Consider the following 13,039-nt stretch of genomic DNA (forward strand, 5'->3'; position numbering starts at 1 on the left):
ATGAATAATTCTAAGACGAATAAATCAAGGTACATGATTTCAATAATTATTTGTATAATACTATCTCTGATTATATTATTTCAAGGCTATATATTTTTTGCTTATTTTTTATTGCTATTAACAATGATATTAACTATTTATAGTTTTAGTTATAGTTTAAAATCAGAAAATAAAGATGAAAATTTATATGATAAAAATGTAGAAGCTAAAGAGATAAACATTACTTATATAGTTGAAGATTTTGTGAGAGAAACTATGATGCTGCAGATATATCCATTAGTAATTATAAAGGAAAATGGAGAAATAATTTGGCACAATAAAGTATTTGAAGATACATTTGAGTCGATTAATTATAACGGAGAAGTTATTTCATCAATAGTAAGAGGTCTAGAACTTGATGAAATAATGAAATTATCTAAGGGAATTTACTATAAAGCAAAGTTAAATAAACGCATATATGAGATTTATTCAAGAAATGTAAAGCTAGAAGCGAATGAGAATATACACTTAGTCTATTTTAATGATATAACTAATATAACGGAAGCAACTAAGGAAAGTGTAATGCTTATAGAAGTTGATAATTTGAGTGAAGTTGTAAAGATGACAGAAGAGAATAATGGACCGTTTCTTATAGCAGAAGTAGAAAAAAATATAAATTTATATGCTCAATCACTTAATGCTATGATAAGAAAATATGATAATAATAAATATGTGCTTTCGCTTCCAGATTATAATATAGATTCTCAAATCGCCACAAAATTTGATATACTAGATAAGGTAAGAGAGATAAACTTAGGTAATAAGATGGAAGTTACACTAAGCATTGGCGTTGGAAGGGGTGGTAGTTCACCTGCACAAAATCATGCTTATGCAATTACAGCAAAGGAACTGGCTCTTGGAAGAGGTGGGGATCAAGCTGTAGTAAAAAAAGGTGAGAAACTTTCTTTCTTTGGTGGTAATAAGAAAGAGTTAGAAAAAAGAACAAGAGTAAGAGCGAGAGTTGTTGGGCATGCACTAAAAGATCTAATATATGAAAGCAGTAAGGTTTATATAATGGGGCATAAGAATCCTGATATGGATTGCTTCGGTGCTGCAGTAGGAATTGCCGCAGTAGTACGTCAATTAGGTAAACAGTGCAATATTGTTCTCAATAATGACAATAGAGCTATTGATGGTTTCTTAGATAAGATAAAGCAGATTAAAGACTATGATGATGTATTTATTAGTTCAGAGACTGCTGCAAATAGTATAGATGATGATACTCTACTTATAATTGTTGATGTGCATAGTAGGGGATATGTTCTAGATAAAAATATATATGAAAAAAGTAAGAAGATTGTTATAATTGATCATCATAGGAGAAGTCCTGATTTTATAGAAGGAGCTCTCCTAACTTATATTGAAGTATACGCATCATCAACATCAGAGTTAGTTACTGAAATTGTTCAATATATGCTTGAAAAACCAAAGCTGCACCAGCTTGAAGCAGAAGCACTTCTTGCAGGTATAGCTATGGATACAAAGAATTTTGTGTTTAAGACAGGTGTAAGAACTTTTGAAGCTGCCTCTTTTCTTAGAAGAGCTGGAGCGGATACAGTTGATATAAAGAGATTCTTTAGTAATGACTTAAAGAGTTATATTCAAAAAGCAGAAACTATAAGATCTGCTGAGGTGGTAAATAATATAGCAATTGCTGTATGTCCACTAAATGTGACACAAACTGTAATAGCTGCACAAGTTGCGGATGATTTACTAAATATTACAGGTATTCAAGCCTCCTTTGTTTTTGTTAAAATAGATAGAGACATTCACATAAGTGGAAGGTCCTTAGGTGATGTTAATGTTCAAGTTATTTTAGAATCCCTTGGAGGCGGTGGTCATATGACTATGGCAGGTGCTAAGCTAACAGATGTAGCTATAGAGGATGCAAAAAAAATCTTACAAAAAGCTATATCAGAAAACTTAAGGGAAGGTGAATGAAATGAAAGTTATATTATTACAAGATGTTAAGAAGTTAGGTAAAAAAGGTGATGTTATAGAGGCATCAGATGGATACGCTAGAAACTACTTATTTCCTAGGAATCTAGCAGAGCAAGCAAATGATTCGAATCTTCATGTATTAAATGCCAAGAAAGAAACTGAGAGAAGAAAGAAACTTGCTGAAATAGAAGAGGCTCAAAAGTTAGCAGATGAACTTAAAAATAAAGAAGTAAAGATTGTAGCAAAAACAGGCGATAGTGGAAGACTATTTGGAGCTATAACTAGTAAAGACGTGGCTGAATTAATAAAGAAGCAGTACAACGTGACTGTTGATAAGAAAAAGATAGTCATGGAAACATTGAAGCTAGCTGGTACTTATGATATAGAAGTAAAATTATACCCAGAAGTTAGCACTAAGATGAAGGTTGTTATTGCTCCACAAGTATAAGGAGGAGTCATAGTTTGAAATCACAAAAAGATATAGATGTTTTACAAGATATATTCAAGAGCGGAATGAACTTAGAATCACAAATTAGTGTTCTTTTTGAGGTTGCAAAGAATGTTCTTGATGAAGGTGCTGTCAGAGCAAGAACTGTAAGACATAAATTAAATAAGTATGTTAAGTCAAAAAATGTTTATGATAGATTATATGCATTAAATAAGATAGTTTCAGATGGTAAGGGATTAAAAGCCGTACCATCTGAAGCTAATTTACATGAAGCTTTAGAAGATACATATGGATGGCTTTCAGAAGAGTTAGCGAGAAAGTATATCCAGAGTAGGATTGAAGAGCAAGTTCAAGATGCTATCATGGAAAAACAAGACAAGTATATCGATGAGATGAAACTTGGAATAATAAGAAAACAAAAAGGTCCTGAAAATGCAAAGACCTTAAAGAAATATGCACAGTTTGAAACCTTGGATGCAAAGGTTCCTAATAAGAATATAATGAGCTTAGTTAGACCATCATCATTTGATGAAGTAATTGGACAAGAAAGAGCTATAAAGTCACTAATTTCTAAATTAGCTTCACCGTATCCACAGCATATTATATTGTACGGGCCTCCAGGAGTAGGTAAAACAACTGCAGCTAGACTAGCATTAGAAGAAGCTAAAAAGCTTAGCTTTACACCATTTAATGATAAGTCTAATTTTGTAGAGGTAGATGGTACAACACTAAGATGGGACCCTAGAGAAATAACAAATCCATTATTAGGTTCAGTACATGATCCTATATATCAAGGAAGTAAAAGAGATTTGGCTGAAGTAGGGGTTCCCGAGCCAAAGCCAGGTCTAGTAACAGATGCACACGGAGGAGTTTTATTCATAGATGAAATAGGAGAATTAGATGATATTCTTCAAAATAAACTTTTAAAAGTTTTAGAAGACAAAAGAGTTGAATTCTCATCATCATACTATGATCCAGACGACGAAAATACTCCAAAGTATATAAAGTACCTATTTGAGAACGGAGCACCAGCAGATTTTGTGCTTATTGGAGCAACAACAAGAGATCCTTCTGATATAAATCCAGCTTTAAGATCAAGATGTACAGAAGTTTATTTTGAACCTCTTACTGTTTCAGATATTAAAGTTATAATAACAGATGCTGCTGATAAGCTTCAGGTTGCGCTTGAAGAAGGTGTAGATGAATTAATATCAAGATATACCATTGAAGGTAGAAAGGCTGTAAATATACTTGCTGACGCTTATGGATATGCTTTATATAGCTTTAAGGACAATGTGCCTGAAAAAGTTACTGTTACATTAAAAGATGTAGAGGAAGTAATATCAATAGGTAGATTTATACCTTATGAAAGAGTTGATAGTGATACGAAATCAGAAATAGGACATGTATATGGTTTAGGTGTATCAGGATTTTTGGGCTCTACCATAGAGATAGAAGCAACTGTTTTTGAAGCTAAGGATAAAGGAACTGGACAAGTTAGATTTAATGAAACTGCTGGTTCTATGGCAAAGGATTCAGTATTTAATGCTGCATCAGTTATAAGAAAGATAACTGATAAGGACATTAAAGATTATGACATACATGTAAATGTAATTGGTGGAGGAAATATTGATGGTCCTTCAGCAGGAGCAGCTATAACGGTATGTATAATTAGTGCTTTGCTTGACAAGCCTATAAGACAAGATATAGCTGTTACTGGAGAAATATCTCTTAGAGGTAAGGTTAAACCTGTAGGTGGAATATTTGAAAAGGTATATGGAGCTAGAAGAAAAGGAATAAAACTAGTGGTAGTTCCTAAAGACAATGAAAAAGAGGTGCCTCTAGGTCTAAAAGATATAGAAGTAAAAGCTGTTGAAACTATAGAATCGCTTATGGAAATAGTTTTCGAGGTATAATAAAGCTATGAGGCTGTCCATAATGTATAATGATGCATTATGTTCAGCCTCATTTTTACTAACTTAAAAAGTAGTTATTTTCATAAATGTATTGATTAATTATTAAAACAAATTCATAATATTATATGCAAATATAATGGAGAAGGAGCGAATCATATGGATAATACACCTATCATGAGGAGTTTACCACAGAGTATAGAAGCTGAACAATCAGTACTTGGCTCTATGATAATCGATAGGCAAGCAATAGCTCAGGCTGCAGAAGCATTAACACCTGATGACTTTTATAGGGAAGCTCATAAGGTTATTTTTTTAAGCATATCTGAGATGATTCAAAAAGATCAACCTATTGATTTGGTAACTCTATTAGAATATTTGAAGGCCACAGACAGGTTAGAAAAAGCAGGGGGGATGACTTATGTAACTGAAATAAGTGGTTCTGTACCAACTACTGCTAACTTGAGTTCTTATATAAAAATAGTGTCTGAAAAGGCTACTTTAAGAAAATTAATAAGGTCTTCTACTGATACAATAGAAGATTGCTATAATAATCAGGATAATGTTGAAAAGGTAGTAGACTCAGCTGAAAAGAGAGTCTTCGAAATAGGAGAGAAAAGAAATACTGGGGATTTTGAATCTTTAAGTGCCATACTTGAAAGAGGCTTTGCAGAAATTGAAAGACTTTTTAATGACAAGGGCGCTTTAACTGGAGTAGCTTCTGGCTTTGTTGATCTAGATTCTAAAACGTCAGGTTTTCAAAAAGGAGATATGGTTCTAATAGCAGCAAGACCTTCAATGGGAAAGACTACTTTTGCTCTTAATATATGTGAACATGCTGCGCTTAGAGAAGGTAAAAGCGTAGTTATATTTTCTTTAGAAATGCCTAAAGAGCAGTTAGCTTATAAGCTTTTGTGCTCTGAAGCAAACGTAGATATGGTTAGCCTTAGAACAGGTAATTTAGAAGATAAGGACTGGGAAAATATAGCTAGGGCAGCTGGTCCGTTATCTTCAGCTAAGATATATATAGATGATACAGCAGGTGTAACTGTAATGGAAATGAGATCTAAGTGCAGAAGGCTTAAAATGGAGTATGGTATAGATTTGATAATGATCGATTACCTCCAACTTATGAGTGGAAGCAGTGGATCAGGGGAAAGTAGACAACAAGAAGTTTCAGAAATATCAAGAAGTATAAAAGCATTAGCTAAAGAGATGCAGTGCCCTGTTATAGCTTTGTCTCAGTTATCTCGTGCACCTGAACAAAGAGCAGATCATAGGCCGATGTTATCTGACCTTAGAGAATCTGGTTCAATAGAACAGGATGCTGACTTAGTTATGTTTTTATATAGAGATGAATATTATAACAAAGAAACTGATGATAAAAATGTTGGTGAATGTATAATCGCTAAACATAGAAATGGTGAAGTTGGTACAGTTAAACTTGCATGGCTTGGTCAATATAGTAAGTTTGGTAACTTGGATGTAGTTCATTAATTAATGTTTAATATTTTTATTATAAATATATTACAAATCATATAAGAAATAAAAACGAGAGGTGAATAACAATTATGGAATGTGACGGGCATAGTTGCTTAAAACACATTGAAAAATTGAATACTAAGAAGTAGAAGGAAGCAACTATACTTAAATATTTTATATTGTTTAATATACTTTCCTTCTACATGGTGAGGAGGAAAAGTAAAATGAAAATTTTCAGTAAAGAAGACGTAAAGGAAATGCTACTAACTCAATCTCTTGAGGATTTAGAAAAACTTTTAGAAGAGGTACATCCAGTAGATATATTGGACGTACTAAGGGAGCTTGAGGATGAAAAGTATTTTATATTAAAGAAACTTCCTAACTGGCTTGTTGCAGATATATTTGAAGAAATGGATGAAGATGAGCAGCAAGAAGCACTAAATCTTTTTTCAGAACTAGACCAATTTAAGATATTGAATGAAATGAGTTCTGATGAGATAACAGATCTATTAGCAAATCTAGAGCCGGATAAGGTTGATAGGTTTTTAGGCAATATAGATAAAGAAGACGCTGAAGAAGTTAAAGAACTGCTTACTTATGAAGAAGATACAGCTGGTGGTATAATGGCCACTGAGTTTATAGCGGTAAAAGAGAATATGACGGTAAAAGAGACACTAAGCTATTTACAAACCGCTGGAATAGAAGCGGAGACTGTTTACTATTTGTATGTGATTGATAGTAATAGTATACTAACAGGTATATTATCATTAAGAGATTTAGTAATATCCTCATTTGATACTAAAATCAGTAGTATAATGACAACAAGTGTAAAGAGTGTTCCGGTACATATGGATCAAGAGGAAGTTGCTAATATATTTCAAAAGTATGGGTTTCAAGCAATGCCTGTAATTGATGAGATAGGTGAAATGTTAGGAGTAATAACTTTTGATGACATTATTGATATAGTAAGGCAAGAGGATAATGAGGATATATATCGTCTTGGTGGACTTAATGAAGGTGAAGCTGTAGATGGCTCAGTGATTGACTCAGTAAAAAGTAGACTTCCTTGGCTATTAGTAAACCTATTTACAGCTATAATAGCTGGTGCTACAGTAGGATTGTTTAGTGATACAATAGATAAATTAGTAATACTAGCTACATTTAATCCCATAATAGCTGGTATGGGTGGCAATGCAGGGACTCAAAGTTTAACTCTTATAGTAAGAGGTATAGCTTTAGGAGAATTAAATAAAGAAAATGCAAAAAGGGTATTCTTAAAAGAAGTTATAGCAGGATTGTTTAATGGGATAGCAATTGGAATAGTTGTAGCTATATTAGGTTTTATATGGGCCAATAAACCAGTGTTTGGATTGGTAGTTGGAATTGCTATGATACTAAATATGTCTTTAGCTACAGCTGTGGGGTATCTTGTACCTGTAATTCTTAAAAAGTTAAATATAGATCCTGCACTTGCTTCAGCAGTTTTTGTTACAACATTTACAGATGTATGTGGTTTCTTCTTTTTCTTAGGATTAGCCACAATGTTTTTAAAATATTTAATGTAGATAGCAAATACGATGAATTTAAATATTTTTGATCTTTGTTAAAGAGGGTTAAGTCGAAATAAGTTTTAAAATATAGATTAAGAGGCAATTGGTATATAAGATGTTCTTGGAATAGGGAACATTTCAATAATATATTAATTGTCTTTTTTATTTGGACTATAATAGTGTGAAATTTGGTTTATTATAACTTTAATTTTGTTTATAATTAAAGATACAGGGGTTCACTGCAATTATTAATTTATACATTCTAAAGGGCATATGCAAGTGATTTTTGGACAAGTATAAATTAAATTTCCGCAGAGTGCCTCTGTATATTAGATCAATTAGAAGTGTAAAATTAAGGTCTTTTTAACATTAATAGAACTTTAGTAAGCAGATTCTAATATATGTTGTTATATCATAAATAACTATTAAAATAAGATCTTATTGGAATTGGGTATAGAATAATTTATTATGTGAGGTTAATATGGAAAGATACATTATGTCATTAGATCAGGGAACTACTAGCTCTAGATGCATTCTTTTTAATAAGGAGGGTAACGTATTATCAATAGGGCAAATGGAAATTTCACAGATATATCCAAAGGCAGGATGGGTTGAGCATGACCCTATGGAGATATGGTCTACTCAGTATAGTGTGGCAATAGAAGCTATGGCTAAGGTTGGAATTCAAGCATCTCAAATATCAGCCATAGGAATTACAAATCAAAGAGAAACCACCATAGTTTGGGATAAGACTACTGGAACGCCTATTTATAATGGGATAGTTTGGCAGTGCAAGAGAACCTCTGAATATTGTGATGAGATAAAAGATAAAGGCTATGAAAGTAAAATAATAAGTAAGACTGGACTTAGGGTAGATTCTTATTTTTCTGCCTCTAAGATTGCTTGGATATTAGATAATGTTGAAGGTGCTAGAGAGAAAGCTGAAGATGGAAAACTGCTTTTTGGAACCGTGGATAGCTGGCTCATATGGAAGTTAACAAATGGAAGTGTTCATGTTACTGATTATTCTAACGCGTCTAGAACATTATTATATAATATACATGATTTATGCTGGGACAAGGAATTATTGGAGATTTTCAACATACCAGAAAGTATGATGCCAGAAGTTAAGAACTCAAGTGGATTATTTGCAAGGACTAATAGTAGATTGTTTGGTGATGAAATCCCTATATGTGGTGTAGCTGGAGACCAACAAGCTGCTTTATTTGGGCAAACATGCTATGAGCAGGGATCGGTTAAGAATACTTACGGAACTGGATGCTTTATGCTAATGAATACTGGAGGTAATCCTGTAAAATCAGATAAAGGACTATTAACTACAATTGCCTGGGGAATAGATGGCAATGTGACCTATGCACTAGAAGGAAGTGTATTTGTAGCTGGAGCAGCTGTACAATGGCTTAGAGATGAGATGAAGATGCTTCATACATCAAAGGAATCAGAAGAATATGCATGGCTAGTTGAAGATACAAATGGAGTTTATTTTATACCAGCATTTGTAGGACTTGGTGCTCCTTATTGGGATCAATATGCTAGAGGAATGATAACTGGTTTAACTAGAGGAGCAAAGAAGGAACATATAGTAAGAGCTGTTTTAGAATCCATAGCATATCAAACTTATGATATTCTAAAGGCTATGGAAGATGATTCGGATATCAAGTTAACAAGTCTAAAGGTTGATGGTGGAGCTTCGGCAAATAATTTTTTAATGCAATTTCAAGCTGATTTGATTAATACAAGAGTATATAGGCCTAAGGTTATAGAAACCACAGCACTTGGAGCCGCATACCTTGCAGGATTAGCAGTTGGGTATTGGAAGGACATTGAAGATATAAAAACAAACTGGAGCGTAGGCAAACAATTTAATCCTTGTATGAGTGAAGATAGAAGAAATAACTTTTTGTCAGGATGGAATAAGGCTGTAAAAAAGGCTTTAAGCGATGAAAGAAAAGATAGTTAATTGAATTATTATGAAGTTTTATATATTTAAATGAGGTGAATTTAATTGAAAAAGATTTTGGGATTTATAGGTTGTGGGAACATGGGAGCTGCTATGGTTGGAGGTATAATTGCATCAGGTATTGTAACAAATGATAATATCATAGCATCTACCAAAACTAAGCAATCAGCAGAAGCTCTTGAACAAAGGTTTGGAATAAAAACTACGCTAGATAATAAAGAAATAGCTTCTAAGGCAGATATAATATTTTTAGCAGTTAAACCATTTATGTATGATGGAGTAATTGAGGAGATAAGGGATATCATAAGAGATGATACTATAATAATTACTATTGCAGCTGGTATTGAGATTGAGAAGGTTAAGAGTGCTTTTAGAAAAGAAGTGAAATTAATTAAAACTATGCCAAATACTCCTGCTTTAGTTGGCGAGGCAATGAGTGCTATTTGTCCTTCAACTAATATATCTGAAGAAGAACTTGATTATGTAATAAGTATATTTAGTTCTTTTGGAAATACTGAGATACTTGATGAGAAAGACTTTCACGGCTTTATAGCACTTTGTGGATCTTCTCCAGCATATGTATTTATGTTTATAGAGGCTATGGCAGATGCAGCGGTTAAAATGGGTATTCAAAGAAAGAAAGCATATAAATTAGCTGCGCAAGCTGTATTAGGTTCGGCGAAAATGGTATTAGATACTGAAAAGCATCCTGGAGAACTTAAAGATATGGTTTGTTCACCAAGAGGTACGACAATAGAAGCTGTCATAGAATTAGAGAATAGTGGTATGAGATCTTCTATAATAAAAGCTATGGAAAAGTGTGAAGAGAAATCTAAGAATATGTAATGGATTGTGAATTTAGAGAAGTAAGTACTTAAAGTAATAAGTATTTACTTCTTTTTTTACAGCCTATGAAAGTATAAAGTTTTTGTGTCGGCTAATCCTACATATTTTAGTGGTTTTAAGAGCTGTATGTAGTAAAAAGGGAAACTTGTTCGCTTGCAAAGTTTTCTTCATGTTCATTATGAAAGGCGAATGTGTTAAAAAAGCTTATTGGAGAAGGTCGCTTCACCGACTTTTATATAATTTTAAAGTAACTTTTATAAATTTTAAATTAGTTAATAAGTAAGACTAAATGATAAAAATTATCATTTACAATATTATATATTTGAGTTATTATATTTAGGAAAATAATTATGATTAAATAATTATTATTAGTAAAAGTGGTTCATATAACTAATTATGTAAAAGTGTTTTAAATTATTAACGAGGTGATTATTTTGAACAAATATAGAATATTGCTATATTACAAATTTATAAATATAGAAAATAGTAAAGAATTCTCAAAAGAACATTTAAAGTTATGTAAGGATATTGGGCTTAAGGGAAGGATTCTAATTGCAGACGAGGGTATAAATGGAACTGTGTCAGGTACTGTGGAGCAAACGGAAAAGTACATTAATGAATTGAAGCGAGACTACAGATTTGTAGATATGATCTTCAAAATTGATGAAGCAAATGAACATGCTTTCAAGAAGATGTATGTAAGACATAAGAATAGTATAATAACTTTGCTTCCAGAGGATGATGTAGATCCAAATGAAAGGGTTGGAAGATATCTCAAACCTAAGGAATTTTATCAAATGCTTCAAAGAGATGATGTAATAATAGTAGATGGAAGAAACGATTACGAGTATAACATAGGCCACTTTAGAGGGGCAATAAAACCGAATGTAAGTAACTTTAAGGAATTTCCGAAATGGATAGATGATAATTTATCAGAGTATAAGAATAAGAAAATACTTACTTATTGTACTGGTGGAATAAGGTGTGAGAAATTGACAGGAGTGCTATTAGACCACGGGTTTGATGATGTATATCACCTTGAAGGTGGGATAGTGACCTATGGTAAAGATACTGAAGTAAGAGGGAAGTTGTGGGATGGAAAGTGCTATGTTTTCGATGAAAGAGTTTCTGTAAGGATAAATAATACAGATGAAGATATAGTTATATCTAAATGCACTCATTGTGGAGAAGCGTCTGATAGATATATAAATTGTACTAATGATGATTGTCATAAGCAGCATATATGTTGTGAGAAATGTGAAAAAGAGCAAGAGGGATTCTGTTCTAATAACTGCAGACAACACATACTAGAGCATCCTGACAGGGATGCAAGATTGAGGCTTAAAGAAAAGGTTAAGATGTATAAAAGGTATAATCAGTATCATGAAAAGGCTAAGGAGGCTATTGGAAGGGTAGATAAAAGTTATTCAAATTAAGTAACTGTAGATGTAGTTAAAAATGCAAAATAAAAAATAAAAAAAGTTTTTAAATATCTATTGACAGAAAGCAAAAAAAGATATAAACTTTAGATAGTGATAATCATTCTCAAGAAAAACTTAAATAAGATAGATGTTTTTACTGGGCAAAATAATTGCATCTTACTTATATACAAGTTGAGACTGGTTTTCGAAGGCAAACACACACATAGCATTAACCAAATAGACTCCTCTTAATATTATTTGATGACTGCGGAGAGGCTATCCAAAATAGGATAGTCTCTTTTGCATTTTTGGAATACATATTTTTTTATTGGAGAAACTTTTTATTATGTATGACTATGCTACTTTATAATTTATATAAGTAAGAAACTTTTCTTACTTTGATGAGATGATTCTATACTCAAGTCTTGTAATTAGGTCATACATCTACACAATTATATAAAAGGAGTTGATATTATGAGCGGTGAAAAATCAGTAAATGAGGGCTTATCTGATAAGAGCTCACAATCTAGATCTTCAAAAACTGGATATATGAATAGAGGAAACAGTGGATTAAATCCAGAAAATAAAAGTACCAAAAATAAGAGATAATATAGTGGGGCAGATGTTTATGACACTGCCTCAAATTTATTCCTTGTATATATTATGACGGTTTATAGATGTAAAGAAAGCATATAATATATAAAATTGCAAAATGTTAAATAAGTATTAAGTTAATTGCAGTTAATAAGGTAGTTTAAACCTAGCTACTATATTTATGATATAATATAAAAAAATAGGAGGTGGGTTTAATGGGAGGAATTACTACAGACAATATAATTTTATTATTAATAACCCTAGTACTTTTATATTTAGTATTTAAGTTTATAAAAGGTATAATAAAAACTATAATAACCATTATTTTAATCCTTACTTTAGGTGTAAGTGCATACAATATATTTATTGCAAAAAAGTCTGTTAGCGATGAAATTGATAGATATAAGATTGACTATGCATATTTTAATGATGTAAAAGATATATCATCTCAAGCAAAACAAACAGTTGATGATATAGAAAATAACAAGAATGTTAATCAAAATATAAACAAGCTGTCAGAATTGAGAAATAAAGCACAAGTGCTAAATCATAGTAGTGATTTGGATGCTTTACACAATAGATATATAAATACTTTTGATGGAATTATATTGGGATGCAAAGGATATAGTACTGCTAAGCAGGTTGGTGAGCAGACCAAGAAAATAGATGAGCTTAAGAAAGACCTTGATGTGAGCATTAAGGATATAGTTTCAGCAAGATAAGACATGTAGAACTTCCAATACAATTTAAAAAAGTTATCAAAAAAGGTTATTTATAATTTTTAAGTTTAAATTATAAATAACCTTTTTTATTATAAAAATATA

At 31.9% G+C, this 13,039-nt stretch carries 10 protein-coding genes; all 10 read left to right on the top strand.

What is annotated here, in order from left to right:
* The 10 genes from JHL18_RS09490 to JHL18_RS09530 all read left to right on the top strand — a co-directional run bounded on the left by JHL18_RS09490 (nucleotide 1) and on the right by JHL18_RS09530 (nucleotide 12,937).
* Nucleotides 1-1,980: a DHH family phosphoesterase gene (locus JHL18_RS09490; protein WP_243277850.1), complete on the top strand. Its 1,980-nt coding sequence runs from the start codon at nucleotides 1-3 to the stop codon at nucleotides 1,978-1,980.
* A 1-nt stretch (nucleotide 1,981) separates the two neighbouring features.
* Nucleotides 1,982-2,428 carry a 50S ribosomal protein L9 gene (rplI, locus tag JHL18_RS09495; protein ID WP_200268509.1) on the top strand — a complete coding sequence of 149 codons (447 nt, stop codon included), beginning with the start codon at nucleotides 1,982-1,984 and terminating at the stop codon, nucleotides 2,426-2,428.
* A gap of 14 nt (nucleotides 2,429-2,442) precedes the next feature.
* Complete coding sequence (gene lonC / locus JHL18_RS09500; protein WP_200268511.1) at nucleotides 2,443-4,344, top strand: Lon family ATP-dependent protease; 1,902 nt, start codon at nucleotides 2,443-2,445, stop codon at nucleotides 4,342-4,344.
* A gap of 156 nt (nucleotides 4,345-4,500) precedes the next feature.
* Nucleotides 4,501-5,838: a replicative DNA helicase gene (locus tag JHL18_RS09505; protein WP_200268513.1), complete on the top strand. Its 1,338-nt coding sequence runs from the start codon at nucleotides 4,501-4,503 to the stop codon at nucleotides 5,836-5,838.
* Nucleotides 5,839-6,047: 209 nt separating this feature from the next.
* Nucleotides 6,048-7,388: a magnesium transporter gene (gene mgtE, locus JHL18_RS09510; protein ID WP_200268515.1), complete on the top strand. Its 1,341-nt coding sequence runs from the start codon at nucleotides 6,048-6,050 to the stop codon at nucleotides 7,386-7,388.
* Between the two features lie 466 nt (nucleotides 7,389-7,854).
* A complete protein-coding gene (gene glpK / locus JHL18_RS09515; protein ID WP_200268518.1) occupies nucleotides 7,855-9,354 on the top strand; it encodes a glycerol kinase GlpK in 1,500 nt (499 codons plus the stop codon).
* A 45-nt stretch (nucleotides 9,355-9,399) separates the two neighbouring features.
* Nucleotides 9,400-10,200, top strand: a complete 801-nt coding sequence (proC, locus tag JHL18_RS09520) for a pyrroline-5-carboxylate reductase (protein WP_200268520.1) — start codon at nucleotides 9,400-9,402, stop codon at nucleotides 10,198-10,200.
* A gap of 434 nt (nucleotides 10,201-10,634) precedes the next feature.
* Complete coding sequence (trhO, locus tag JHL18_RS09525; protein WP_200268522.1) at nucleotides 10,635-11,636, top strand: oxygen-dependent tRNA uridine(34) hydroxylase TrhO; 1,002 nt, start codon at nucleotides 10,635-10,637, stop codon at nucleotides 11,634-11,636.
* Between the two features lie 459 nt (nucleotides 11,637-12,095).
* Entirely contained in the window at nucleotides 12,096-12,230 is a 135-nt protein-coding gene (locus JHL18_RS26225) for a hypothetical protein (protein WP_274600948.1), read from the top strand.
* A gap of 200 nt (nucleotides 12,231-12,430) precedes the next feature.
* Nucleotides 12,431-12,937, top strand: coding sequence for a hypothetical protein (locus JHL18_RS09530; RefSeq protein WP_200268527.1), 507 nt, complete (start codon nucleotides 12,431-12,433; stop codon nucleotides 12,935-12,937).
* Nucleotides 12,938-13,039: the final 102 nt, after the last annotated feature.

It is taken from the genome of Clostridium yunnanense (assembly GCF_016595795.1).
Taxonomy (GTDB): Bacteria; Bacillota; Clostridia; order Clostridiales; family Clostridiaceae; genus Clostridium_AR; species Clostridium_AR yunnanense.